Origin of the sequence: Pseudoalteromonas sp. NZS71_1 (genome assembly GCF_015864305.1) — a bacterium.
Lineage (GTDB): Bacteria > Pseudomonadota > Gammaproteobacteria > Enterobacterales > Alteromonadaceae > Pseudoalteromonas > Pseudoalteromonas arctica.
Map to the genome: position 1 here is coordinate 1 of NZ_JADYXM010000002.1, position 26,259 is coordinate 26,259.

The 26,259-nt window shown below is 38.1% G+C and carries 22 protein-coding genes and 1 tRNA gene; 9 read left to right on the plus strand and 14 right to left on the minus strand.

The window, feature by feature from the left end; translation table 11 throughout:
• The 4 genes from I6F43_RS02935 to I6F43_RS02950 form a co-directional block, all read right to left on the minus strand.
• Positions 1-2,444, minus strand: a 2,444-nt coding sequence (locus I6F43_RS02935) for a FimV/HubP family polar landmark protein (RefSeq protein WP_331460592.1), incomplete at its 3' end; no start/stop codon positions are given.
• 354 nt (positions 2,445-2,798) lie between these two features.
• Positions 2,799-3,815 (minus strand): aspartate-semialdehyde dehydrogenase, encoded by a 1,017-nt coding sequence (locus I6F43_RS02940; protein ID WP_007586655.1) that lies wholly within the window; start codon positions 3,813-3,815, stop codon positions 2,799-2,801.
• Positions 3,816-3,863: 48 nt separating this feature from the next.
• The gene (locus I6F43_RS02945; RefSeq protein ID WP_197100919.1) at positions 3,864-4,985 is read right to left on the minus strand and encodes a 4-phosphoerythronate dehydrogenase; all 1,122 of its coding nucleotides are present in this window, start codon (positions 4,983-4,985) and stop codon (positions 3,864-3,866) included.
• A gap of 265 nt (positions 4,986-5,250) precedes the next feature.
• The gene (locus I6F43_RS02950; protein ID WP_197100921.1) at positions 5,251-7,473 is read right to left on the minus strand and encodes a TonB-dependent receptor; all 2,223 of its coding nucleotides are present in this window, start codon (positions 7,471-7,473) and stop codon (positions 5,251-5,253) included.
• 408 nt (positions 7,474-7,881) lie between these two features.
• Between I6F43_RS02950 and I6F43_RS02955 the strand changes: the two genes are divergently transcribed.
• The 3 genes from I6F43_RS02955 (at position 7,882) to I6F43_RS02965 (ending at position 11,060) form a co-directional block, all read left to right on the plus strand.
• Positions 7,882-8,472, plus strand: coding sequence for a LuxR C-terminal-related transcriptional regulator (locus I6F43_RS02955; RefSeq protein ID WP_165721603.1), 591 nt, complete (start codon positions 7,882-7,884; stop codon positions 8,470-8,472).
• Positions 8,473-9,509: 1,037 nt separating this feature from the next.
• Positions 9,510-10,640, plus strand: a complete 1,131-nt coding sequence (locus I6F43_RS02960) for a porin (protein WP_007586645.1) — start codon at positions 9,510-9,512, stop codon at positions 10,638-10,640.
• Positions 10,641-10,652: 12 nt separating this feature from the next.
• Complete coding sequence (locus tag I6F43_RS02965) at positions 10,653-11,060, plus strand: phosphate ABC transporter substrate-binding protein (RefSeq protein ID WP_165721602.1); 408 nt, start codon at positions 10,653-10,655, stop codon at positions 11,058-11,060.
• A 442-nt stretch (positions 11,061-11,502) separates the two neighbouring features.
• Here I6F43_RS02965 and I6F43_RS02970 read toward each other — a convergent pair whose 3' ends face one another.
• The 8 genes from I6F43_RS02970 to rlmE all read right to left on the minus strand — a co-directional run bounded on the left by I6F43_RS02970 (position 11,503) and on the right by rlmE (position 19,581).
• Positions 11,503-13,128: a methyl-accepting chemotaxis protein gene (locus I6F43_RS02970; protein WP_024590962.1), complete on the minus strand. Its 1,626-nt coding sequence runs from the start codon at positions 13,126-13,128 to the stop codon at positions 11,503-11,505.
• A 198-nt stretch (positions 13,129-13,326) separates the two neighbouring features.
• Positions 13,327-13,411 (minus strand) — tRNA-Leu (locus tag I6F43_RS02975).
• An 81-nt stretch (positions 13,412-13,492) separates the two neighbouring features.
• Entirely contained in the window at positions 13,493-13,846 is a 354-nt protein-coding gene (secG, locus tag I6F43_RS02980) for a preprotein translocase subunit SecG (protein WP_002962769.1), read from the minus strand.
• A gap of 1 nt (position 13,847) precedes the next feature.
• Positions 13,848-14,597 carry a triose-phosphate isomerase gene (gene tpiA / locus I6F43_RS02985; RefSeq protein ID WP_007586641.1) on the minus strand — a complete coding sequence of 250 codons (750 nt, stop codon included), beginning with the start codon at positions 14,595-14,597 and terminating at the stop codon, positions 13,848-13,850.
• A gap of 71 nt (positions 14,598-14,668) precedes the next feature.
• On the minus strand, positions 14,669-16,018 hold the full coding sequence (glmM, locus tag I6F43_RS02990; RefSeq protein ID WP_197100923.1) for a phosphoglucosamine mutase: 1,350 nt from the start codon (positions 16,016-16,018) through the stop codon (positions 14,669-14,671).
• On the minus strand, positions 16,015-16,863 hold the full coding sequence (gene folP, locus I6F43_RS02995; protein ID WP_197100924.1) for a dihydropteroate synthase: 849 nt from the start codon (positions 16,861-16,863) through the stop codon (positions 16,015-16,017). Before folP ends, glmM begins: the two co-directional genes overlap by 4 nt.
• Positions 16,864-16,941: 78 nt before the next feature.
• Entirely contained in the window at positions 16,942-18,885 is a 1,944-nt protein-coding gene (gene ftsH / locus I6F43_RS03000) for an ATP-dependent zinc metalloprotease FtsH (RefSeq protein ID WP_033012393.1), read from the minus strand.
• 66 nt (positions 18,886-18,951) lie between these two features.
• Complete coding sequence (rlmE, locus tag I6F43_RS03005; RefSeq protein WP_007586629.1) at positions 18,952-19,581, minus strand: 23S rRNA (uridine(2552)-2'-O)-methyltransferase RlmE; 630 nt, start codon at positions 19,579-19,581, stop codon at positions 18,952-18,954.
• An 88-nt stretch (positions 19,582-19,669) separates the two neighbouring features.
• Between rlmE and yhbY the strand changes: the two genes are divergently transcribed.
• A complete protein-coding gene (gene yhbY / locus I6F43_RS03010) occupies positions 19,670-19,966 on the plus strand; it encodes a ribosome assembly RNA-binding protein YhbY (RefSeq protein ID WP_002963153.1) in 297 nt (98 codons plus the stop codon).
• Positions 19,967-20,046: 80 nt separating this feature from the next.
• Here yhbY and I6F43_RS03015 read toward each other — a convergent pair whose 3' ends face one another.
• Together I6F43_RS03015 and I6F43_RS03020 are read right to left on the minus strand one after the other, a co-directional pair.
• Entirely contained in the window at positions 20,047-20,550 is a 504-nt protein-coding gene (locus I6F43_RS03015) for a SixA phosphatase family protein (protein WP_165739750.1), read from the minus strand.
• Positions 20,547-21,701, minus strand: coding sequence for a serine hydrolase domain-containing protein (locus tag I6F43_RS03020; RefSeq protein ID WP_197100925.1), 1,155 nt, complete (start codon positions 21,699-21,701; stop codon positions 20,547-20,549). The genes I6F43_RS03015 and I6F43_RS03020 overlap by 4 nt, the downstream gene beginning before the upstream one ends.
• A gap of 113 nt (positions 21,702-21,814) precedes the next feature.
• Between I6F43_RS03020 and I6F43_RS03025 the strand changes: the two genes are divergently transcribed.
• From I6F43_RS03025 to I6F43_RS03045, 5 genes are all read left to right on the plus strand, one after another.
• The gene (locus I6F43_RS03025) at positions 21,815-22,618 is read left to right on the plus strand and encodes a hypothetical protein (protein ID WP_007586622.1); all 804 of its coding nucleotides are present in this window, start codon (positions 21,815-21,817) and stop codon (positions 22,616-22,618) included.
• Between the two features lie 428 nt (positions 22,619-23,046).
• A complete protein-coding gene (locus tag I6F43_RS03030; RefSeq protein ID WP_231614016.1) occupies positions 23,047-23,829 on the plus strand; it encodes a MipA/OmpV family protein in 783 nt (260 codons plus the stop codon).
• Positions 23,819-24,202, plus strand: coding sequence for a DUF3019 domain-containing protein (locus I6F43_RS03035; protein ID WP_007586617.1), 384 nt, complete (start codon positions 23,819-23,821; stop codon positions 24,200-24,202). Before I6F43_RS03030 ends, I6F43_RS03035 begins: the two co-directional genes overlap by 11 nt.
• A 25-nt stretch (positions 24,203-24,227) precedes the next feature.
• Entirely contained in the window at positions 24,228-24,932 is a 705-nt protein-coding gene (locus I6F43_RS03040) for a response regulator transcription factor (RefSeq protein ID WP_010553868.1), read from the plus strand.
• A gap of 19 nt (positions 24,933-24,951) precedes the next feature.
• Positions 24,952-26,244: a sensor histidine kinase gene (locus tag I6F43_RS03045; RefSeq protein ID WP_197100932.1), complete on the plus strand. Its 1,293-nt coding sequence runs from the start codon at positions 24,952-24,954 to the stop codon at positions 26,242-26,244.
• Positions 26,245-26,259: the final 15 nt, after the last annotated feature.

A 26,259-nucleotide genomic window follows, 5' to 3' on the forward strand; every position in this document is an offset into this window, starting at 1 on the left:
TCTGGCTCTTCTTCAAGCTCTGGCTCTTCTTCAAGCTCTGGCTCTTCTTCAAGCTCTGGCTCTTCTTCAAGCTTAGGCTCTTCTTCAAGCTTAGGCTCTTCTTCAAGTTCTGGCTCATCGTAAAGCTCTGGTTCTTCTTCAAGCTCTGGTTCTTCTTCAAGCTCTGGTTCTTCTTCAAGCTCTGGCTCTTCTTCAAGCTCTAGCTTTTCTGCAAGTTCAGGCTCTTCTTCAAGCTCTGGCTCTTCATTTAATGATGAAGCAAGCGACTCAATATCATCAACATTTAATTCTTCTTGAGCATCTGCTAAATCCTCAACTGAGTCTGCTAATGCATTATCAATTTCTGAATCTCTTACATCTGAATTTTTTAGTTCATCATCAATTAGGTTATCTATGTCGTCTAAATCAAAGTCGTCACTTTCCTCAACTAATGATTTATCTGCAGTATCAACCGCTGCCTCATCAATTAAGCTATCTATGTCGTCTAAATCAAAGTCGTCACTTTCCTCAACTAATGAATCATTTGCAGTATCAACCGCTGCCTCATCAATTAAGCTATCTATGTCGTCTAAATCAAAGTCGTCACTTTCCTCAACTAATGAATCATTTGCAGTATCAACTGCTGCCTCATCAATTAGGTTATCTATGTCGTCTAAATCAAAGTCATCACTTTCCTCAACTAATGAATCATTTGCAGTATCAACCGCAGCCTCATCAATTAAGCTATCTATGTCATCTAAATCAAAATCGTCGCTTTCCTCAACTAATGAATCATCTGCAGTGTCAACCGCTGCTTCATCAATTAAGCTATCTATGTCATCTAAATCAAAATCGTCGCTTTCTTCTAGAAGTTCATCTTCGTCGAGTAACTCTGCATCAATTGAGTCATCTGCCACATCACTTTTTGGGTCATTCGCTTCATCAATTAAGCTATCTATATCGTCTAAATCAAAGTCGTCGCTTGTATCAAGTTCAGCTGAAGTGTTATTTGAGGTATCTAATTCTGTTGATGTTTGATCTAATAATTCATCTATATCAAAATTATCATCATCTGCAAGCTCCTCACTTAAAGCCGCCATTTCATCATGAGACTCTAAGCTATCATCCTCTAAAGCTTCGCTTGTTTGCGGTGCATCAAACTCAGGTAGACTATCGTCTTCATCAAACAAGCTATCTAAATCATCATTAGTTAGAATTTCATCATTGTTTATTGAGTCATCAGATAAGTCTAAATCAATATCTTCAGCGTTTTCATCTGAAGGTTGATCAAACCCTTGCTGCATAAAAATATCGAGTTCATCATCGTCATCGGTATTTTCATCATCAAAAACAATGTCATCACTTAGTAGACTTTCAAGCTCATCCTGATCGAGTAAATTCTCACCACCTGAAAAATCATCTAGGCCGTCATCCAAATCATCATCAGGCAACATATCATTTTCAAGATTATCATCAAGTTGAACACTCAAGTCATCTAAAGGGTCGGGTACAATTGGATCGTCATTTAAACTTGGACCTAAATCATCATCGCCAGTGTAAATTGGGGTTTGTGGTAAAAAGTCATCATCGTTTTGTGGCTCTTCTTGATTACTTGCTCGTTTGCGTAAAAACATAACAATTGCAAAAATAATCAGTAGCCCAGGAATAAACATTAATAAACCCAGCACTATCGGATTTGAAAATAATGAGCTTAAATCAAACGATTCTTTTGGTACTATCTCTTGTTTTTTTTGTTGTGCAATAATCTCGTTTTGCTTAACAATTAGTTCTTTTAATTGATTTTGAATTTCACTGTCTTGTCCTAACTGCAAGCGTAAGTTTTCGAGTTCGTTTGAAATACCTGATAATTGTTTTTTAAGATTATTATTCTCAACTAAAATTTCTTCTACATTGCTTACAGAATTTTTAAATTGTTGTTGTAACTCAACCAGCTTAGTACTTTGCTCTGTTTTTATTTCATTTAATTCTTTCTGTATCTCTTTTTTGGCATCGTCTACATCGACTTTACGAGCTTGAGTTACTTTTGTTTGTGCTGAGGTAATTTCGCTTTGCGTAAGTGTGCCATTTTTTTTCTTTTCCCATAATGCATCATCTTGCTCTGAGCGTTGTTTTGCAAGCTGTGTATTTACACCTTTTATTTCGGCTAAAGTAGGGATTTTTAAATAGGCACCATTTTGAATATGATTAAGATTTTGTTCTAAAAATGAGTTGGGGTTTTTGTTATACAAGGCCTGCATAACTTGATAAATACTGACGGAGTTATCTGGGCGCACTTTAGCCGCTATACGCCAAAGTGTGTCTGTTGGTTTAATTGGCCCAATAGATCGCCCTTGCGCACCATAGTCAACGCCTTTAGGCCCCTTTAATTGGGTACTGTCTTGAGAGTAAACTGGCGTTACTATCAATGCAGACGCTAATATAATAAGTGTAACTAAACCGCGCATGCTGATCCTTTAATATTTAAATATTAACAAAACACTTAAAGCTTAAGTGCATAAATATTGTTGATTATTGCTGTTATCAGCCAAATGGCTGACTCGCATTTATTATTACAATCTATTTTTATTGCAAGCTCTATTCCAATTACAAACTATAAACCAGTTAAGGCTTAATATCCATCGCAACACCTTGAAAATAAATGCCTTAAAACATCTTTATAAATATTAATTTATTGAGTGTTATCAATCAGTTTTTATACTTTTAAAAATAAACGGCAAAAAATTGACAAGCTCTATAAACAAAAAGCGGCAAACAAATAATGTTTACCGCTTCTAAAGTGTGTTCAGCGCTATTAACTATTACATGTAATTAGCAATAAGCTCTTCTGCAATTTGAATGCTGTTAGTTGCAGCACCTTTGCGAGTGTTATCACTTACAACCCACATGTTTAATCCATGAGGATGAGAAATATCAGCACGTAATCGGCCTATATAAACAGTATCGTTACCACTAGCGTCAGACACTGCTGTAGGGTAATCACCTTCATCATCAATTAGCTCGACACCAGGCGCGTCTTTTAAAAGTTGCTTAACGTGTTCAAAGTCATAAGGCATGCGCGTTTCAATATTAATTGATTCTGAGTGACCAAAAAACACGGGAACACGTACACATGTAGGATTTACTGCAATAGTGGTATCACCCAAAATTTTATGAGTTTCATTTACCATTTTCATTTCTTCGCGTGTATAGCCATTATCCTCAAAGCTATCAATTTGAGGAATAACGTTAAATGCAATTTGCTTTGGAAATACTTTATTATCCATAGGGCGTGCATTCATCAAGTTAGCTGTTTGCTTTGCAAGTTCATCAACCGCTTCTTTACCTGCGCCCGATACAGCTTGGTAAGTAGATACGTTAATACGGTCTATTCCGTAAGCATCATAAATTGGTTTAAGTGCTAACATCATCTGAATAGTTGAACAGTTAGGGTTAGCAATAATATTACGATTCCTAAAATCAGCTAGGCTTGAAGCATTAACTTCTGGCACCACTAGTGGGATTTCAAAATCATTTCTAAAGTGCGATGTATTATCGATTACAATACAGCCGGCATCAGCAGCAATAGGAGCATATTTTTCAGATACACTACCACCAGCAGAAAACAAACCTATATGCGCTTGGCTAAAATCAAAGCCTTCAACGTCAAGTACTTCAATGGTCTCACCACGAAACTTTATGTCTTCACCTGCGCTGCGGCTGCTCGCAAGTAAAAAAAGCTGATCTACAGGAAACTTACGATCTGCTAGCGTTTCAATGATTTGACGGCCTACTAAACCAGTAGCGCCAAGTACGGCAACGTTATATTTTTGCGACATATTTCTTCCTCTATAAACGACATTAAAACAACATCGTTAGTTAAATAATTATTTAGCTATGCTAAAGCCAAGTTGACTAAGTGCTGCTAGTTGTGGGCTATCACCTTGTAGGAATAAGGTGCTAAATTCTCGCCTTACCGGATAGTTTTTACGTAAACTATCAAAGCCCTCACCTTCTAAATGACGAAGTAAAATTCCGTCATCGCGGCGTACGTCATAAATTAAATGCACCAAACGGGCAATATCTTGCTCGCTTAGGCTTTGCGTAACAGTTGTGTGTGTAATAGCAGGTATTGGTAAAAAATCATCCAACGATTTACTCACCTCTACACCTTTTAGGTCACACAATTTTTGATACAACATTTGTGTACCTCGTGCTTTCCCCTCAAGTGTATGCCCTGCGATATGCACACTGGCATAACGCACATGCTCTAGTAATTCAGTTAGAATATTGGGCTCTTTTTCCCATACATCAAGTACTATATCTAAATCAGCCCCAGCTTCCATTACCTCAAGCAATGCTTGATTATCAATTACGTCGCCTCGGCTTGCATTAATTAGCGTGGTTCCTGGCTTAAGTGCTTGTAATCGCTCTTTATTCATCATGTGCAGCGTTTTGTGCTCGCCACTTTTAATAAGTGGAACATGAAAAGTAACAACATCTGATTGCGCTAATAACTCATCAAGCGCTACATGCTCTTGTAGTAAGCCCTGTTCGTGCTTAATTGGATCGCATAACAGTACGTCGACATTTAATGCTTTTAATTTTTGCGACAAACACGTGCCAATGTTACCCATTCCTACAATACCAATTGTTTGACCACACAATGGGCGCGCATTTTCTTGGCTTAATGCAAATAAACTACTAATTACATATTCAGCTACAGCAACTGCATTACAACCAGGAGCACTGGTAAAAGCAATATTTCTATCATGTAGTAATTGCGTATCAATATGGTCAATGCCAATTGTGGCAGTGCCCACAAAGCTCAGCTTGTTAGCTTGTGCCAATAGTTCATGATTAACATTAGTCACTGAACGAGTAAGGAGTACATCTACATTTATTAATTGTTCAGGCGTTAATTTACGACCATCAAAACGCTCAACCTCACCAAAGTCTGCAAAGTACTGCTCAACTAAAGGCATATTTTGATCGGCAAGAATTTTCATCACTGAGTCCGTTTGGCAATTAAGTGGCGCCATTGTAACGAACAACCAAGCCTTTACACAAACTAAAAAGGCGCATTTTAGCTGATACAAATACTTAAAAGTGGTTATGTTGATTGTTTTAAATCAGCAATTTAAATTAGGGATTTAAATTATGTGGATAATAATTTTACTATTGAATATATAAAGGCCGAATCACAGCATGATTCGGCCTTTATTATGAAAAATAAACGTCAATTACATTGAATTTTATTTACTTGATTTTAGTTTATAGCTCAAAATCTTTTTTGAATTTCAAACCAAATTCACTGCGGTCATTACTGCGCATTACCCCAACAAAACCTGATTGTTGTAGGCGACCAACATCGTAAACTTCGTTTAGAACGTTTTCACCATACAGTGTAACTTCCATATCGCCATATGGATTAGTGTACGAAATATTAAAACCAACTAGTTCACGAGAATCAATGGTCTCACTTTGGTTGTAAACTGATTGACCTTGCATTTCACTGCGATACGAATAATTAGCATTAAACGCAAGTGTTGCGCCACTCTCTAAATCCATAAAGTAAGAAGGTGCAACCATGACAGTCCAGCGTGGCGTCAGTGCTGGTGAATCGCCTTTACCTATGCCTTGTACGCCCTCAGCCACTTCTGTTATTTCAGAATCTAAATAACCAACTGCACTACGAATAGTAAAGTCATCGGTAATAGCAACAGTTGTTTCAAGCTCAATACCTTGCGCTTTAGATTGACCCGCATTTTCTACAATTGTTACAAAGCCACCACCCGCTGTTGGATCTGAAAACGGTAATGCTAAATCGGTGTAATCAGTCACAAATACCGCAAGCATCATAGATACATTTTCGTGTACTTGGCCTTTTAAGCCCATTTCGTAGTTAATCGCTTTTGTTTCGTCAAACGATACAAATTGATCTGGTCCACCAAATGGACGCGGTGGAAAACCACCTGTTTGATAGCCTTTTTGAATCTGGCCATAAACATTCATATTATTGCTAAGCTGATAAGATGCATTTACATCCCACGTAACCGCATCAAAATCTGCACTTACATATTTACGAGTTGGAAATGATGGGAATATAGCATTTGCATCTTTTTCATCTTTTGAATAACGAAGGCCACCACCTACCGTTAAATCGTCAGTTAAATCGTAGCTGGCATTTATATATGCTGCATACGAATTAGTTTCTTGGTTAATTTCAAATTCGCCGTAACCGCCAAATGATTCTGTTTCACCATCATTCAACAAGCCATTAGGTGTATTAAATGGGCTAAATACAAACGGGCCTGAACGTGTAAAGCCATCTTCATTAAAAAAGTAAAGACCAGATACAAAGTCCATATTATCGAATGTTGCATTTAGCTGAACTTCAAATGAGTACTGATCAGCACCGCCCTCCTCTGGAAACTCAGACAAGTTTAAAGGTGATGCATCATCATCTAGGCCACCTTCATACTCAGATGTACGGTAGCTTGAGATAAACTTAGTGGTATAAGTATCGTTAATTGCCCAGTCGGCTGAAAACGATGTGCCCCAACCTGAGTAAGAGGTAGATTCAATACCTGCAACAGTTGTGCCTAAATCATCAGGGTCTGATGGAATTAAATCTTGAGTCAATAATGGGAAGTCGCCATTAAAAACATCATTTGAGTCTAGTGGGTCTGTCAATTCAATTGTATAAGGCGATTGGCCAGATTCGTTATCAACACCATCTAAAGAAAAAGTGAATGCTAAGTCGGTATTTGCTTGCCATTTAAGTGCAACACGACCACTAAATTCTTCTTCTTCACCAATTTCTTTTCCTGGGTTTGCTAAATTAACAGCTTCGCCCACACCATCACGTGTTTTGTACGATGCACTTGCAGACATACTTACATCATCTGTTAGTGAGTTATTAAAATAAACATCACCGGCAATACGTCCACGACTTCCCAGCTTAGCTGTAGTAGTAACAATACCTTCATCACCAGGTTGCTTTGTAATTACATTTACAGCGCCACCTAATGTATTACGACCATATAAAGTACCTTGCGGGCCACGAAGCACTTCAACACGCTCAACATTAGGTAATGATAAGTTAGAACCCATTTGGCGACCTAAGTACACACCATCAAGATACACACCCACACCCGGATCGGTAGTTATTATGTGATCTTGCAAACCTATACCGCGGATAAATACAGACGCATGCGCAGAATTGCCCACGCCATAGCGGGTAATATTCAAGTTTGGAACATATTTACCAATATCTTCTAGGTTACTCATATTGGCTTTATCAATTAGGTTAGCGCCAATTGAAGTGATAGCGGTTGGAGATTCAAACAGGCTCTCTGTACGTTTACGAGCTGTGACTTCTATCTTTTCAAATGCGTCTTGTTTAGCTGTTTTTTTAGTTTCTTCGGCGTTTACAGAGGTAGTGAGTGCAGCAAAAATTGCTAGACTTAACTGTGAGAGGTTACGTAATTTCAAAATATTCTCCAAAGGATACCGTGTGATTTAGTTATGCATTTATACTTAAGAGTATAAATTTCAGGCATAAAAAAAGATGCGTAATGCATCTTTCCTCTGGATGGGTATTATATGACAGAATTGTGAAGGAATGTATAAATTATTTGAATAAATGTATAAAGAATAAAAGCAATTTAGGCATTGTTAGCTTTAGGTGGATTATCATAAATGAAGAACATTAATATCAACCTAACTAAAAAGTTGTTTTAAAACAAAAAACCGCATAAATACAATTTTAAAAAGCACATAAAACGTACTTTACACATGTACTTTAGTGTATAAAAAAAGAGCTACAACACATTCTCCTACCATTGAAATTAACTAAAAATAAGAATATAGTACTAAAATGTAGTCTATGGATAGAATATTATGAATATTGAAAACACAGCTGATAAAAGCCTCAAATGCTTCACAAATCCAAATTACACTTCACTTTTTTGTGTTGCAGCTGACTTCAACGTTTTACTTGTTAATTATCAAGCTTTAAACGTCATTACCAATTATGAACTTATTAATCAATTCATGCTAAAAAATGGTCACCAAGGACTGGTAATTTTTGATGTCCCAAAAGACTGCGATGTACTAGCATTAAAAGAGTGGCCAAATTTAAAAGGATTGTTTTACGAAGGCACTGACGAAGTACTACTTCAACAAGGATTAGAAGCCATTGAACAAGGAAAGTTATGGTTCCCTCGTGCAGTAACCGATGATTGGATGAGGCAAATGCTAGCGAGTGAACAACAAACTACTCTGCAATCAAACAACTTAACCTGCAAGGAAATGAAAGTATTAAACTTATTATTTTCTGGCTTACATTCAAGTGCAATTGCAGACACCCTATTTATCAGTGAGGCTACTGTTCGCGTCCATTTACATAAAGTGTATCAAAAGATTGCTGTGAAAAATAAACAACAAGCATTACTTTGGTGCCAAAAAAACTTAAATAAGATCAATAGTTAAGCGGGCTTACTTGAAACCTTATTGTGTCTACTCGACTCTGACTCTGACTCTGACTCTGACTCTGAATTATTATTTCAACTGAAAGCATAAAGTCAAAGTTGGACCCACTTAAATACCCTATACAACCAGCAACTTTCTTTTCTTAAACAGCACTCTGGAAGTGCCTTTCATGTCGAGTCAATATCAAAAATCCACTTTTTCGAACTTAATACTGCAAATAAAAATTATACTTTTCTCCTTACTATTTATTAATACCTGAAATAATTACAAGGTATTGATATTACTTATTGTATAAAGCAGTGGCCCGGCACCACAAACTTTCAGATCTCCAGCAAATAATGGACCAGGCCCTAGAGTAGTAATTACTGATAACGAAGGCCACCACTTTCAGAATGCTTGACTCTCCATAGGTGAATTACAATTAATCACTAGTTTTATACTCACGAGGTCATCTGAAAATACTGCAAAGTATTATTTTGTGTAATGGAGACGCTAAATAGCGAGATATAACCTATCAAAAGACTTACTTCATCGTAACCGTATGCATTCATTGCAAAGCAGCATAATAAAAACAAGTTAGCTTCTTCATGAGCGCTATTTCCTTTGGACAATCTCGCTAAAAAAAATTTAATCCTATAATAAAACTTCCGTTTAGAAAGTTGCTATTTGCTTATAGCTAACTTTACTTATTAATAATTTCGACTATATATTTACATAAAATATAAACATTTAAACCAAGTAACTTATGTGAAATACATAGAGTTAAGTAATAGCAACTTTATGTAGCAGTAAATACAGCTCTGATGGCTTACAGATAAAATTATAAAAATAAGTTACAGGAGGCATATTTTTGTACCCGAAGACAGGGCTAAACATTTTTAAACACAAACATTCGCACCTGATTAATTTAAAAAACAAAATAATATTGACTAAAAATTAAATAAAAACCTTAAACCATTCTGTTTATTAGATAAATACTCGTTATGCACTTATACTAATAAAGAAATCAACATTTAAATAACAAATAGGAACAACATATGAAAAAGCTATCTGTAGCAGTGGCTGTATGTGCAGTTTTAGCATCTAGCTATGCTAGTGCTGAGGTAAGAATTAATGGTTTTGCATCAATTGTCGGTGGTAAAAGTCTGGATAGTGACAGTACTTTGTACGGCTATGATGACGATATCTCTTTTAAAAATGAGAGTAAATTCGCTTTACAATTATCTGCAGACCTACATGAAAAGCTAACAGCTACGGCTCAAATTATTGCGCGTGGAGAGGATGACTTTGACGCTACATTCGAATGGGCATACGTTACTTATGAATACAGCGATGAACTGCAATTTAGCGCTGGTAAAATGCGTGTTCCTTTTTACAAGTATTCTGATTTCTTGGATGTAGGTTATGCTTATCGATGGGTACGTCCGCCAAAATCAGTATACGGTATCCCATTTTCAACTTATGAAGGAGTTAGTGTAGTTTACAACTCTCAATTGGGTGATTGGGATTCTACGCTTCAAGGCTTTTATGGTGCGTTCGATGGTGATATTGACGTATTTGGAACAGAATTACCTGCTGAATTAAATAATTTAGCCGGTATAAACTGGAGTCTATCATACGACTGGTTCAGTGCGCGAGCTGCATACATTGTAGCCGACACTAGCATTTCATCAGAGGATAGCGGCCTAATTGGTCTCGTAAGTGTATTGTCTGATAGTGGCTTGACTAATACTGCGAATGACCTAATCACTGAAGAAGATAAAACGAGCTTCGTTGGCGTTGGTTTTTCTGTTGATTATGAAAACTTTTTGTTTGATGCCGAATATACGCAATTTGAGGTTGAAGACAGTATACTACCAGAACAGTCACAGTATTACGCATCAGTTGGTTACCGTATTGACAGTGTAATTGTTCATTTTACTTATGAAGACAATGATGACAAACATGACTCATCACGTTTTAATACCATTGAGTCAATACCAACCTTAAATTCAGCTGTAAATGGTGCTCTTGAAGGTCTTCGTGCACAAAGTAACGTATACACAATTGGTGCACGTTATGATTTTCATCCTTCCGCTGCTTTCAAGATCGACTTTAGTCGTTTTGAAGATGACATAACTGATACAGAGACGGATGTTGTAGCTGTCGGTGTAGATCTTGTCTTTTAATTGGAGCTTATGATGAAAAAATTAATTTTAGTAAGTGCACTTTCATTGTGCTCAATTAATGTATTTGCAGAAGTTGCTGTGATTATTAATCCAAGCAATGCTAGCTCTGTAGATGCTGACACAATAAAAAAGATTTATCTGGGAAAAAGTAAGTCATTTAGTAATGGCGATAAAGTTAATCCTATAAATCAAGACGGTACATCTGTAGCTGATGAATTTAACGACAAAGTAGTGGGTAAGTCTAGCAGTCAGTTAAATGCATATTGGTCAAAGCTTGTATTTACAGGTAAAGGTACCCCGCCTGAAAAACTAACAACTGACCAAGCTGTTATTGATTTTGTTGCAGCTAATGGAAATGCAATTGGCTATGTTGATAGTGCTAAAGTGACCGATAAAGTAAAAGTAATTGCGACCTTTTAGCAGTGAAATTGATATAAAAACCACCCAGAGGTTAATACAGATAGGTTGAGAAATATTTAACCAATCGATAAACCGGCCTTCTGGTTCGTTTATGAAGGCTTCTGAATTTATTCAGAGGCCTTTTTTTTGCAACCCACTACAACACTTTCTCTAGCCAATAGCTACGCACCCAATTCAGAAGACTTCTGTCAACTGAGTGTTACGACGTGTGCAATTAATATTATTAACTTAATTCAGACTATGTTTATTGAGAACTCAGGGAGTATCCCTAAATAAATAGAGCAATAGTAAGCTAAAGTAGAGCATCACATATTACTAATAAAGCGGGAGTGGACATATACTAGGTATGTCAAACCAGATATCCAAACAAAAAAGCCAGTCAGCGGTTAACTAACTGGCATCAACCCTAGGGTAGATTTTTATACTGACTCAGTACTAAGCTTTACTCGATTCTAAACTTAGCGGTTGCATCTAATAGGTTATCAGATAGGTAATGTAGGTTTTTGGCTACGTCGCGTACAGCAAGTAGTGAGTCCATAGTATCTTCGAACGATACATGCATATTTGACACATTATCTACTACCATAGCTGCAACGGATGTTTGTTCTTCAGTTGCTGCTGCTATTTGCGAATTCATACCATTAATTTCTAACATTTGCTCTGCGATTTTCTCTATTGAAATACCTGTTTTTTCTGCGGCTGTAGCATTATCTGTTGCCATATCACGTGCTGAAGTCATAGCAGCTACAGATTCATTTGCGGCAGTCGTTAATGATCCCAATAGTTCACGTATTTCATTAGTAGAATGTGCAGTGCGAGAAGCCAGTTCACGAACCTCATCTGCCACTACAGCAAAGCCTCTTCCATGTTCACCTGCTCGTGCAGCTTCAATAGCAGCATTAAGAGCAAGTAAGTTTGTCTGATCTGCAATAGACGTAATTACATTCAAAATCTGCGATACATTTTTTGTATCGTCCGCAAGCTTATTAATAGTCCCTGCAGCTCGATTAATTTCATCACTGAGCGTACGAGAAGCGGTAACTGACATCTGTACTTGTGTACGACTTTGTTCAACTTCTTTCTCGGCCGTTTCAGCTGCGTGAGAAGCGTTAGCTGCAGATTCTGATATATCACCAACACTCTGTTTCATTTCTTCCATAGATTGCTTAACAATTTCAGCATCAGTGGTTTGCTTTGTTGTAGCACGCTCAGCTTGTTCCATACCTTGAACTAGTCGTGTTGAGTTTTCCATTAAAGGCTCACATACAGCAATAACTTCAAGAACTGTTTCTCTTAGTAAGGAAATAAATGCGTTAAAATTAATAGAGACTTGGCCAATTTCGTCTTCTGAGTTAACAGATAGCTGTGTGCTTAAAGAACCATTGCCGCTTGCTAATAAACTAAGGTTGTTAGCTGCATCACTCGCAGATGAACCTATATTCTTAGCAATCCAAATAGCCATAAACAATAATAAAATTAATGAAATAATGGATACAGCTAACATTAGAGTTAATGCTTCATCAGAGCGCGCTTTAGTGTTGGCAACCAGTTCAAAAAAACGATTATCCGCTTTTTGTTGAGCGCCTTTAAAACTTTCTAAAACAGATCCATATAAACTTGTTTTAAGCTGCGCTTGTTGCTGAATCTTACTAAAATCAGCAGTACCGTTAACCATACCTGTAGCAATACTTGAGGATATTTTTTCATAATCTGACAACTCATTAATAATATCGTTATTAATGTAGGAGTTATTAAGTTGCGTTATTAAGGTAATATTAGACTCTAAAGTTTGATATACCTCGTCTGCTTTAACTATAAGATCTTGCTCACCAAACGTAACCGCTTGGGTATAAAGTTCATCAAGTTTTTCTAAAAGCCCTACGTTTTGCGACGTTATTTTTACAACTTTATACGATGAGTTACTCATTTCATCGAGAGAAACCTTATTATCATTCATAGCTAAATAGTTTATCAATACGATCACTATGAAAGCCACTACCGCAATGCATGTTATTGCATGTATTTTCTTTGTTATGCTTAGGTTTTGAAAAGAGAAGCCTGAAGCCATACTGTGCTACCTTATTTTATTGTCTATATCTATTATCGGCTTGATATCTATAAGTGTGAGCTAAATTTGTAATATTTCTAGTTTTTTCTAACAAATAGAAGAATTATTTAACAATAAACACACATCGCTCATAAAACAATCACAATAAATTACAGATACAAAAAAACCAGTAACATCACTGCTACTGGTTTCTAAATTTGGTGCGGATGGGGGGACTTGAACCCCCATGCCCTAAAGCACCACCCCCTCAAGGTGGCGTGTCTACCAATTCCACCACATCCGCATTTTTTAAGCTTTCGCTCAATTGTTAAACATGTGATTTATTTGAGGACTACAAATCGTTTAACGATAGCTTTACGCTAAATTAGTTTGGTACGTCAGAGCTTTGCTCTTTAGTAGATGTTACTGGAACATCTTCTTCAACAGGAACTACTGTTTCTACTGCTGGAGCTGCTTCTAGGTTTTCCCATTCGTCAGTCTTTTTAATTTGACCAGCAGTTAGGTTTCCTAACACAATGCTTAATACAAAAAATACCGTTGCTAAGCTTGTGGTTGTTTTTGTCATAAAGTTACCTGCACCTGACGAACCAAAAACTGTGCCTGATGCACCAGCGCCAAATGAAGAACCCATATCTGCGCCTTTACCTTGTTGAATTAAAACCATTCCAACTAGAGCCAAAGCCACAACTAAATAAACTACTAATAAAATTTCGTACATCTTATACAGTCCCTTTTGCACTGTTACAGATTGCAGTAAAAGATTCTGCTTTTAGACTTGCGCCGCCAATTAAGCCGCCATCTATATCTGTTTGTGCAAATAATAATTCGCTATTTTTTTCATTAACGCTACCACCATATAAGATGGTAAGCCCTTGTGCTAAATTGCTATCAAGTGATGCAATTTTGTCACGGATAAATTTATGAACAGTTTGTGCCTGCTCTGGCGATGCAGTCTTACCTGTGCCTATGGCCCAAACGGGCTCGTATGCTATCACAGAATCTTTCAGTGCTGCTACACCTAATTTCTCTATTACTGCATCAATTTGTGCAGCAACTACTTGTTCGGTTTGACCGTTTTCTTGCTCACTTTCGCTCTCGCCTACACATAATATTGGTGTTAACCCAACTTGCTGTGCTCTAGCAAACTTTTCAGCGACTGTTGCATTACTTTCGTTATAAATACTGCGGCGTTCAGAATGACCAACGAGTACGTAAGTTGCACCTAAATCTTTTATAAGCTGCGCATCAACTTCACCAGTAAATGCGCCAGGTGTATTTTCAGAAACAGTTTGAGCTCCTGTAGAAACACCGCTAGCTACCATTGCTGGTACAAGTGGGAATGGAGGAAATAAAACAATGTCCATCTCTTGTGATTTTACATCGTTAATAGCGTCAGACATTTGTTTAACTAACTCTAAAGAGCCATTCATTTTCCAGTTGCCTGCGACCATCGCCTTGCGTATTGCCATTATCCACTCCACATTAGAAAGCGGGCGAGATATTAACTTTTCTCGCCCAAAGTTACAAGAGATTATTGTTATTAATCAGTTTGTTTGCTCATAGATTCTACAACAGCTGCAATTTTTTGAGCGCTGTCTATTACAATCTTTTCTTGCTCGGCTTCAACCATAACACGAACCACAGGTTCAGTGCCTGATTTGCGCAGTAAAACACGGCCTTTATCGCCTAAAGCAAGCTCAACTTCTGCTACAGCTGAAAGCACTTCTGGTGCTTTTGTAGGGTCAGTTCCAGCTGTATAACGCACATTAATCATCTTCATTGGATACTTGGTAAAACCAGCACCTAAGTCTTGCAATGTGCGATTTTGTGCAACCATAGCAGCAAGTACTTGTAAGCTTGAAATAATACCATCACCCGTACTAATTAAATCTAGGTTTAGTACATGCCCTGAGCTTTCACCGCCAATTTTCCAGCCTTTTTGCTGTAGTAATTCCATAACATAGCGGTCCCCTACTTTACTGCGAGCAAACTCGATACCTTTTGCTTTTAAAGCGTTTTCAAGGCCCATGTTTGACATAACAGTACCAACTACACCACCACCCAAATTATCATCTTGGGCTGCTTGGCAAGCAATAATATAAACCAGATCATCACCATCAAAAACACGGCCATTATGATCAACCATCATCACGCGGTCACCATCACCATCGTATGCAATACCTACGTCGGCTTTAAGTTCAAGCACTTTACGTTTAAGGGTATCTACGTGAGTAGCGCCACATTCATGGTTGATATTAACGCCGTTAGGCTCACACGCATGTGTTATTACTTCTGCGCCAAGTTCACGCATAACAGAAGGTGCAATATGATAAGTTGCGCCATTTGCGCAATCGACAACAACTTTAAGACCTTCTAAAGACAGGCCTTGCGGGAACTGGCTCTTACAAAACTCTATATAGCGGCCATCCGCACTGACTAAACGCGATGCTTTGCCTAATTTATCTGAAGCAACACATGTCATTTGCTCATCAAGCATCGCTTCAATTTCAAGTTCTACTGCATCATCAAGCTTTAAGCCTTGACCATTGAAAAACTTAATACCGTTATCGTAATACGGATTATGTGAGGCACTAATTACAATACCTGCTTCAGCACGAAATGTTTGCGCTAAATAAGCAACGGCCGGTGTAGGCATAGGACCCAATAATACAACATCAATACCAGCAGCAATTAAACCAGCCTCAAGTGCGGTTTCAAGCATATAGCCCGAAATACGCGTATCTTTACCAATAATTACTTTTTTAGTACCACTTTGCGATAATACACGCCCAGCAGCCCAGCCTAGCTTCATTGCAAATTCAGGGTTTATTGGAGCAGCGCCTACAAGTCCACGCACGCCATCGGTGCCAAAATATTTTCTTTCTTTCATTGTGAAATTCCTTGTTCGCAGGCTTGATATACACCAAGTACATCTGCGGTTTCTTTTACGTCATGTACACGAATAATTTTTGCGCCATTTTGCGCTGCGATTAACGCACCCGCTAAGCTGCCCGCTAACCGTTCATTTGTATTTCTGTTTAATAAATTACCTATCATCGATTTACGAGATAATCCGGCCAATAATGGCAAACCTAATTTATTAAAATCATCAAACCCAGCCAATATTTGATAATTATGGCTAAGCGTTTTTCCAAATCCAAAACCTGGGTCTAGAATAAGTCGTTCAAACTTAATCCCAGCTGTTTCACATGCTTTAATACGTTCACTAAAAAACATACTTATATCAGCAAACAAATTATCGTAATGAGGTGACGATTGCATGCTCCGGGGCTGCCCTTGCATATGCATTAAACAAATTGCTACATCTTCATACTGCGCAACCGTTTCTAAGGCGTCTATTTCTTGTAAAGCTCTAACATCATTGACTATATCTGCCCCTGCAAGTATTGCTTGTACCATTACCTGTGCTTTACTGGTATCAATTGAAATAACGCAATCACTGTGCTGACGTATCGCTTTAATAGCGGGGATTACTCGAGCAAGTTCATCTTCTAAGCTAACATCAGGCGCGCCTGGGCGAGTAGATTCTCCCCCTATATCTAAAATTGTCGCACCGTCATCTAATAATTGCATTGCGCGTTTTAGCGCTATTTTGGGATCTAAAAACTGCCCACCATCAGAAAATGAATCCGGCGTTACATTTAATATTCCCATAATAACGGGCTTTTCAAGATTAAGCGTACGCCCTCTCGGAAGCTTTAATATGTTAGTCATTGCCAACCTTTATTCTTTTTCTAAATAGCTGATACAAAAAAGCCCCGAAGTTCGGGGCTTTCATTACTATTTTAACGATTATTCAGCTTTATCATCAAGGTTTGTTTCATCTTTTTTTGATGAATCATCAGTCTTTTGACTTTCATCAGCAACTGGTTCTTGAGGTTCTTCCGCTTTTACCGGTTTAGCTTCATGACGGTCATGTGCATCACGCGGTTCACGTACTGGTTGGCGTGCCATTAAATCATCAATTTGCTTTGCATCAATAGTTTCGTATTTCATTAACGCATCTTTCATTGAGTGAAGAATATCAATATTTTCTTTTAATATTTCTTCTGCTCTTTGATAGTTACGATCTGAAAGTAATCGAACCTCTGCATCAATTACTTTTGCCGTGTCGTCCGACATGCTAGATGAACGACTACCGCCACCACCCATATACATTTCGTTCTGATCTTCAGCGTAAAGTAACGGACCTAGTTTTTCACTTAAACCCCAATGTGTAACCATTTTACGCGCTATATCTGTAGCTCGTTCAATGTCATTACTTGCACCCGTTGTTACTTTATCTGCGCCGTAAATAAGCGCTTCAGCAATACGGCCACCATAAAGGCTAGAAATCATTGATTCTAAAAGCTCTTTTGAATGGCTAACACGATCTTGCTCAGGCAAGTACATTGTTACACCCAGCGCACGGCCACGTGGAATAATAGATACTTTATAAACTGGATCATGTTCTGGCACCATACGACCAACAATTGCATGGCCAGCTTCATGATACGCTGTCATTGCTTTTTCTTGCTCGCTCATCACCATGGTCTTGCGCTCTGCGCCCATCATGATTTTATCTTTAGCAGCGTCAAATTCAGCCATACTTACAACACGTTTATTACCACGCGCTGCATAAAGTGCAGCTTCGTTTACTAAGTTTGCTAAATCCGCGCCAGAGAAACCTGGAGTACCACGTGCTATAAGAGCAGCTTCTACGTTATCGCCTAATGGCACTTTACGCATGTGTACTTTAAGTATTTGCTCACGACCACGAATATCAGGTAAACCGACTTCAACTTGACGGTCAAAACGACCTGGACGAAGTAATGCAGGGTCTAATACATCTGGTCGGTTAGTTGCTGCGATAACGATAATACCTTCGTTACCACCAAAACCATCCATTTCTACTAGCATTTGGTTAAGTGTTTGCTCACGTTCATCGTTACCGCCGCCCATACCAGCACCACGTTTACGACCAACAGCGTCAATCTCATCTATAAAGATAATACAAGGCGCCGCTTTTTTAGCTTGCTCAAACATGTCACGTACACGTGACGCACCAACACCCACAAACATTTCAACAAAATCTGAACCAGAAATTGTAAAAAATGGCACTTTAGCTTCACCAGCAACAGCCTTCGCAAGTAACGTTTTACCGGTACCTGGAGGACCAACCATTAGTACACCTTTAGGAATACTACCGCCAAGTTTTTGAAACTTAGAAGGATCTCGTAAAAAGTCTACCAGCTCAGTAACATCTTCTTTCGCTTCATCACAACCTGCAACATCAGCAAACGTTGTTTTAATTTGATCTTCACTCATTAAGCGAGCTTTACTCTTACCAAATGACATAGCGCCTTTACCGCCGCCGCCTTGCATTTGACGCATGAAGAATATCCATACACCTATAAGCAGTATCATCGGGAACCAAGAAATAAATATACTTGCTAAGAATGATTGTTCTTCAGGTTGTACACCCTTCACATTTACATCATTTTTAAGTAAATCATTTATTAAGTCTTCATCGTACATTGGCATCGTTGTTTGAAAACGCTCACCACTGCTCTTAGTACCAGTAATATTTCCTGTACCGCGGTCGATAACAACTTCTTGTAAAGAGCCACTGCGGACATCTTTTACAAATTGAGTGTAACTTGTTTGACGATCAACTTGCTCGCCGCCATTAAAGCTCTGAAAGACTGACATCAGCACAACTGCAATCACCAGCCATAGTATTAAATTTTTCGCCATATCGCTCAAGGGGTTAACCTCTTGTATCCAATTAATTTAAATTCAACTAAACGCCAAGCAACTGTACTACAGTTTGTATCCAGTCGCTACTATATATACTTCCCGAGAACGGGCACGTGAGGCATCAGGTTTGCGTATTTTCACTGCTTTAAAACTATTACGTACATCTTGCAAGTATTGATCAAAGCCTTCTCCTTGGAAAACTTTAACAATAAATGCGCCATTTTTCTTTAGTACTTGACTACACATATCCAGCGCAAGTTCTACCAAATACATACTACCCGCTTGATCTACTGAGTTATTGCCACTCATATTTGGTGCCATGTCAGAGAGTACCACATCAACATTTTTACCATCAATACGTTTTAACAACGCATTTAATACAGCCTCCTCACGAAAGTCACCTTGTAAGAAGTCAACACCCGCAAGTGAATCCATCGGTAATATATCACACGCGATCACTTGGCCTTTGTCACCTACTTTTTCAGCCAAATATTGAGACCAACTTCCTGGAGCTGCCCCTAAATCAACAACTGTCATACCTGGACGAAGTATTTTATCTCTATTTTGTACTTCATCTAATTTAAAAACCGCTCGGGAACGCCAGCCTTTTTTTTGCGCTTCTTGAACATATTTATCATCAAAATGTTCTTTCAGCCATCGCTGTGAACTGGCTGACTGTTTTTTATTTGTCATAAATTAACACGCAACTAATTAGTAATATTCTCTAGATGGCGTTAGAATACCCTTAATTCAAGCCATATTCAGCAAAATTTGTATAAACATGACATTATCAAACAAACAAAAGCAATTTTTAAAAGGTCAGGCACATAGCCTTAAGCCTGTAGTTTTACTAGGTTCTAACGGTTTAACCGAAGGCGTAGTAGTAGAAATTCAAAGTGCATTAGAAATTCACGAATTAATCAAAGTTAAAGTTCCAACTGACGATCGTGAAACAAAAGCACTAATTTTTGAAGCAATCGTACGTGAAACTGGTGCGACTAAGCTACAAACGATAGGTCACACTATTGTGCTTTATCGTCAAAGCGTTGAGAAAAAAATACATTTACCGCGTAACTAATTATTCCTGTTAAAGGATTTAGTGCGTTTAAATTAAAAAAACCAGCTTAATGCTGGTTTTTTATTATTTAACGTTTTAAATCAAAAACTCATTTTATGATGGGTTACATCATATTCACTACCATTACTACTGGGCTTCTTATTCAATATAAAGTACTGAGTAAATTGTGTTTCACTCATTGCTGGCACTTTTTCATTCGAAAGTAGCTCGGCTAGTTGCGGTGTTGTATTACTGTGCCCAATAACAACAACTACACCTTTTAGTTTTAGTAACTCATTTTTTAAATCACTTAGCTCACCTGCGTTATACACATTTACGTCGGTATTAAAATATGCCTGCAAAGGGGCCGCTGTTTGTAACGTGCGTTTATAGTTGCTGCTGAAAATATGTATATTTTGATACTCTTTGAAAAAAGTAACTAAATTATTTGCACGTGCCTTTCCCACCTCTGAGAGCGCTGGATTTTTACCCGTTAACTTTTCGCTATGACGAAACAAATATATCTCATCAGGTGCTGCAAACACTAAACTACAATTGAATGACATGACTAAAAAAGTGATTGCTAATATTATTTTATTATTCATATTTTTTTACCTCGTTTGTATTCTAATAGCCTGTCGATAAATTCAGTCGTTAGCTCATTGATTACGCCGGTTTCAGCATTAACTATTAAGCTAAAACCAATATTTAAGTGAGGAAATACAACCACATCACTTCTATAACCTTGCACCCAGCCACTATGATAGTAAAGTGTTTCATCAGCATAGTTATAAACGCGCCAACCTAACCCATAATAAGCTTCATTAAGGTGTTTTTTCCACACCCTGCGATGCATTTCTTTTTTTGTATGTGTATAAGGGCGTGTTTGTTTTGCTAGAGTATCCAATGACAAAACATCAGGATATTGGCCCAGCTGCGCTCTTAACCAAATAGCCATATCACTTGCGCTAGCGTTCACACCAGCTGCAGGTCCCACTTTATAATAATTTTTTTTAAGCTTAGCGCTATACCAGCGCTTTTTACCCCGCACATGAGGTAGAGCATAATTATTGTCATGCACCATTTGTTCAAAACCTAAGCTCGCATCACCCATTTTTAATTGCTCAAAAATAGCTTCTCGTAACCACTGTCCGTAACTTTTATCGGTGCTTTGTAATATCACATCGCCTATAAGACTAAACATAACGTTTTGATAGCCATAACATTCACCGGGTTTGCAAATTGGTTTGACGCTAAGCAGCTTTTCAACAATACCTGGGTAATCCATACGAGATTCAATTAAATTGTCGTATGCATTAGGAACTAATCCACTTGAATGGCTTAAAAGATGAAACACCTTTAAATCATCTTGATAAACAGTCCCTTTAAAATCAGTTATGTATTCGCTAACAGGCTTATCTAATTCCAGTAGGCCGTTAGCAGCCAATTTAGCTGATAACGAGCCTGCAAATGTCTTCGAAACAGACGCGAGTCTAAACCGAGTATGCTTATTAACTTTTTGTCCATTTCGTGATTTAGTTACGCCCATGGTGTGGATGTAGTCTGAATTGTTTATATTTACAATCGAAAGCGCTGCACCGGGTATACCTTTACTTTTTAATTTTTTTTGTGCGTAACGGCCGTACTTTTTTACAAATGCATCCCAATCAGGATCCGCTTTTGCTGCAAAACCCACAGAACTAAACAGCAAACACAAAGCAGATAGGCAATACGATAAAGAGTTGAGATACTTCATTTTTTATAAAATTTATCTTTTTAACTACATCTGCGCAGATAATATCATGAAGTTTTGTTTGTACTAACGTACAATACGACGATTATTTGGTTTTAAGCGAGTGTTTAGTACTTATGCGTTTTTTAGTTGTGTCACTTTTTATTTTATTATCAACTGGTTGTGCTATTACAAAGCAACCGGCCGAACCACTGGCTATGCCATTAAAGCCAACATTAAAAAGTCAGACCTATCAACTTGAGTACACTACAGAGCACTCATCTCCAAAAGTTAAATCGGTTCAACTTCCTGCACATAAAGTAGTTAGAAACCAAACAGTAAAAATCATTACCGATAAGGCAAGCGTAACCGATAAACTTCTATCGCAAATTAGCCAAGCACTGAACGATAAACAACTAAAAGTAACAACTAAAAATAACAGTGACTACACACTGACTATTCAGCAACTCGATTTAACTTTCACAGACGATACTAAGTACGCAATAAAGCAACCAGAGAAGCCATTTACTTTATATTCAAATGTTGCCCAGCAATACCCAACACAGCAGTGCGCTGCAATATTTGCACAAGTTAGTATGCGTCTCACGCACAAGTCATCGGGTGATGTTGTTTGGTTTGCTAAATCTTCAATCGACAGCGCAAGTTTTCATCGTGAACCACTAATTTACAATTTCACTGAAGAGCAAAAAATCACAAATGAGCTTGAGGTTGTCGCTTTTATTCATCAGCAAAACACTGACGAGGCCCGTATTGAAAGACTTGGCAAGGATATTCAAATCCCTCAGTACAAAACGTTGTCAAAACTATCTAGCCTTACCAAACTTAGCGGTCCATGTAACAGAACAGAAGTAAGTGCATTAACACCTATGATGCAGTTTTACTTGAGTAGTATATTAATCGATAAAATTAAAGTTCAGTAAATTAGGGTCTGTTGATCTTTACGGATTAAAATTTGTTCAAACTAGGGGCTATTTAATCGCGGCGCGAGATTTGTAACCTAGTGGGCTAAGTCAAAACCGAGCAACAAAGAGTAAATAGCCCCTAGGAAGAACCCTTTGGGCAGCGCCTGTTTGGCATTAATGCTACGTTATCGCCCATTTATGGGGAATACCACACTGCATAGGCTCTGCCTTACCTAAATACCAAACAGACTGCTGCAAATTTAACCTTGAAAGATCAACAGACCTAACACTTACTACATTTTTTTACAGATTAAAGGAACGAATTAACAATATACTACGCTTAATAACAAATAATAATTAGGCCCTAAGGGATGAGAAACGCTTTGCTTAACCATACTTTACTGAGCATAACACTGCTTTTTTGCTGCATTTTTAGCACGTCGAGTATGGCAAGTAACCGCTATTATGCAGATAATACGTTAGAGCCAACCCAAGGCTTTGCGTGGGATTGGAGTGCTGGTGCGGGCTTTTATATTGAAGATTCTTACCTTGTCGGCATTGAGTCTTACGATAAAGGCGTTGAGCTCGACTTAAGTCTTGCTGTTTCCTACGATAAATTTTACCTTGATTTCGATCACAATCAACTCAGTGGCGGCCTTGTAATAGGCTACAGTCTTATAGATAAATTTGATTGGGGCCTAGATATATTAGGCACAAATACTCAAGCTGGATTTGACGAAAAAGGCCTCGGATTTTATAGCCATGGTGTTATAAAAGAACTCCAAGGTATAAAAAAACGTAATTACGACTTTGACGTCGGCCTTCGACTTTCTCGTCGATTTGAAAATTCTCAATTCTCTTTTGAATACCTTCATGATGTATCTGGCGCGCACAATGGCTGGGTTATAAATAGCTTTTTTAGTCACATTTTGCCGTGGCGAAACTGGGAGTTTAGATCTGGTGTTGGTTTAAGCGCCTACTCTGCTGACTTTACCAATTATTACTTTGGCATTGATAGCGATGAAGCCACCAGCCTTCGCCCGATTTATAGCAGCAATGCCAGTACTAGTATTATTTTTGAGTTCCATGCTGAGTACCCAATAAGCCAAGATTGGGTGTTTTTATCCGGCTGGCTTACCACATGGTTTTCAAAAGAGATTGACGACAGTCCAATTATTTCCCAAGGATATCAACACAAAGCCAAGGTAGGCCTACGTTATGTATTTTAGATGGATCTGTGTATTACTGATCTTCCCCAGTACTTTTACTGTTAAAGCTCAGGAACCTCCTGAAGCACTCATAGCAGTTCCCGATACCTGCGTTGCATTGCGCGAAGGGCGAAATTGCTATGCTGACGTTACGCTAACGTGGGAGCAACCTATCATTGGTAATTACTGCCTACGTGACGCCACCTCAAAGTACATAATGCAATGTTGGCTCAAGCAACAGAGCGGTACCTTTAATTATGCATTTGATTCACAGCAAAGTATTTCATTTGAACTATTTGACAGCAATACCTCTAAAATAATTAGTATTGCCGAAGTAAAGCTTCAATGGGTATATCAAAACAGGCAAAAAAAGCGCCGCTGGCGACTATTTTAATACCAATCGCATTAAGGATATTTTCATGGATAACTATGGCACTATTTTACTCGTTGAAGACGATGTATCACTTGCTCAATGGGTTGCTGAATATTTAACAGAGCAAGGCTACACAACGCATGTTTGTCACAGAGGTGACGAAGTAATTAGCCAAGTCAAAACGTTAAATCCAAATATCGTGCTCCTTGATATTATGCTTCCAGGGCAAGATGGTATAAGCGTGTGTAGAGAACTTCGTAGTTTTTATAATTCGCCCATTATAATGCTCACCGCACGCGATGAAGAAATGGATGAGGTCATTGGTCTAGAAGTAGGTGCAAGCGACTACATAATGAAACCTGTACGCCCTCGTGCATTGCTAGCGCGTATAAAAGCAGCCCTTCGCCAAAATAATGAGCCAAATACTCCACACGTTAACGAGAGTGTTATTAATGTTGGTGCGCTTAGTATTGATACCGAATCTAGAAATGTAAAACTCAACGAGCAAGACGTAAACATATCAAGTGCTGAGTATTTACTGCTTCATTACCTTGCGAGCAATGCAGGCCAAGTGGTCTCGCGTGACGCTGTATTTAAAGCAACCAAAGGCAGAGAATACGATGGGCTTGATAGAAGTGTTGATGTACTTATTTCTGCACTTCGTAAAAAGTTTAATGATGATCCACAAAACCCTGAAAAAATTAAAACTATTTGGGGCCGTGGATATTTACTTGTTTCTACTGCGTGGTGATAAAGTGATGAATAAATAAATGAAAAAGTTTTATATATCGCTTCTAGGCAGTGCACTTTTATCTATTGTGGTATTGGGCTGGCTTATTGATGCTTTTAGTCAACAAGCGCATACCCCACAGGATGAATTTAGTCAGCAAAGTAAAATGATCATGGGTTTTAGCAAGCAGTTAGCTAACATACCCACATCTGAGCGCAGCGATTATGTAAAACAACTGGCGCTAGAGTTTGATGTTTTAATTGATTACAAACCTAATGAATCACTTGCTTTACCGCCTTCTTTATTATTACAAATGCACACGCCGGGTGGGCTGATTTTAGAAGATCAGCAAGGCTTTTATATGCTTTATAGCAGCGCTGTTTTAAATCCTTTTCACTTATCAATGCGTTTAGATAAAATTTTTGATAGCGAGCAACATAACGACATTATATTAACCTTACTCTTTTACGCAGGCCTATGTGTATTTATGGGGTTTATTATTGCGCCCTTGGCTAAACGATTAACCGTGTTAAATGAAGCCGCTAAAAAGTTTGCCTCTGGTAATGTTCAAGCCCGAATAAAAGTATCGCATTTTACTTACATAAAAGACGTAGAGCTTACCTTTAACCGCATGGCCAGCCAAATAGAGAAACTTGTCGCTGAAAATAAACTAATGGCTTCAAGTTTATCTCATGATATACGCACCCCTATCGCGTGCCTGCGATTTGGTTTAGATGCGGCATTAGATAGCCATGATGAGCAAAAAGTAAAACAGTATTTAACCCGTATGGAAAATGATTTAGACCATATGGAATCGATGCTTAGTAGCTATTTAGCTTTTGCTACTTTAGAGCAAAATGCTAATAAGCTGACCTATTCATCAACAAACATTAAGTCCTACCTTGAAGATATTTTAGTGCAGCTTGCACCAAAACTTGAAATGCAAATGCTTAACGTACAACTCAATAGTACAGATAAAATAATAAATGCAGATCTTCACTGGCTGGCTCGTGCAATTACTAACTTATTAACTAACGCATGTGATTTTGCAAACCAACATATTTACCTCAGTGCAAGGTTACACGAGCAACAGCTTATAATAACGGTAGAAGATGACGGTCCGGGTATCGCTCGAGAAAATTTTAGTAATGTATTTAGCCCATTTTTTAGGGAAGAAGATCACCGTAACAGAGCTGATAAAAGTTACGGCCTTGGTCTAGCTATTGTTGAAAAAGTAGCCGGCTGGCATCATGGCAGTGTTAAAGTAAGTAAAAGTACCCAGCTAGGTGGTGCGTGTTTTACTCTCACTATTGCACAGCATCATAATTCGTAAAGCAATAGTTACAGA

Bases quoted from the DNA above. Each gene is read 5' to 3' on its own strand.
- I6F43_RS02960 (WP_007586645.1), top strand. From the start codon at position 9,510: ATGAAAAAGCTATCTGTAGCAGTGGCTGTATGTGCAGTTTTAGCATCT.
- glmM (WP_197100923.1), bottom strand. From the start codon at position 16,018: ATGAAAGAAAGAAAATATTTTGGCACCGATGGCGTGCGTGGACTTGTA.
- I6F43_RS02940 (WP_007586655.1), bottom strand. From the start codon at position 3,815: ATGTCGCAAAAATATAACGTTGCCGTACTTGGCGCTACTGGTTTAGTA.
- I6F43_RS03020 (WP_197100925.1), bottom strand. From the start codon at position 21,701: ATGAAGTATCTCAACTCTTTATCGTATTGCCTATCTGCTTTGTGTTTG.
- secG (WP_002962769.1), bottom strand. From the start codon at position 13,846: ATGTACGAAATTTTATTAGTAGTTTATTTAGTTGTGGCTTTGGCTCTA.
- I6F43_RS03025 (WP_007586622.1), top strand. From the start codon at position 21,815: ATGCGTTTTTTAGTTGTGTCACTTTTTATTTTATTATCAACTGGTTGT.
- ftsH (WP_033012393.1), bottom strand. From the start codon at position 18,885: ATGGCGAAAAATTTAATACTATGGCTGGTGATTGCAGTTGTGCTGATG.
- I6F43_RS02955 (WP_165721603.1), top strand. From the start codon at position 7,882: ATGAATATTGAAAACACAGCTGATAAAAGCCTCAAATGCTTCACAAAT.
- I6F43_RS02945 (WP_197100919.1), bottom strand. From the start codon at position 4,985: ATGAAAATTCTTGCCGATCAAAATATGCCTTTAGTTGAGCAGTACTTT.
- folP (WP_197100924.1), bottom strand. From the start codon at position 16,863: ATGACTAACATATTAAAGCTTCCGAGAGGGCGTACGCTTAATCTTGAA.
- rlmE (WP_007586629.1), bottom strand. From the start codon at position 19,581: ATGACAAATAAAAAACAGTCAGCCAGTTCACAGCGATGGCTGAAAGAA.
- I6F43_RS02965 (WP_165721602.1), top strand. From the start codon at position 10,653: ATGAAAAAATTAATTTTAGTAAGTGCACTTTCATTGTGCTCAATTAAT.
- tpiA (WP_007586641.1), bottom strand. From the start codon at position 14,597: ATGGCAATACGCAAGGCGATGGTCGCAGGCAACTGGAAAATGAATGGC.
- I6F43_RS03030 (WP_231614016.1), top strand. From the start codon at position 23,047: ATGGCAAGTAACCGCTATTATGCAGATAATACGTTAGAGCCAACCCAA.
- I6F43_RS03040 (WP_010553868.1), top strand. From the start codon at position 24,228: ATGGATAACTATGGCACTATTTTACTCGTTGAAGACGATGTATCACTT.
- I6F43_RS03015 (WP_165739750.1), bottom strand. From the start codon at position 20,550: ATGAATAATAAAATAATATTAGCAATCACTTTTTTAGTCATGTCATTC.
- I6F43_RS02970 (WP_024590962.1), bottom strand. From the start codon at position 13,128: ATGGCTTCAGGCTTCTCTTTTCAAAACCTAAGCATAACAAAGAAAATA.
- I6F43_RS03045 (WP_197100932.1), top strand. From the start codon at position 24,952: ATGAAAAAGTTTTATATATCGCTTCTAGGCAGTGCACTTTTATCTATT.
- I6F43_RS03035 (WP_007586617.1), top strand. From the start codon at position 23,819: ATGTATTTTAGATGGATCTGTGTATTACTGATCTTCCCCAGTACTTTT.
- yhbY (WP_002963153.1), top strand. From the start codon at position 19,670: ATGACATTATCAAACAAACAAAAGCAATTTTTAAAAGGTCAGGCACAT.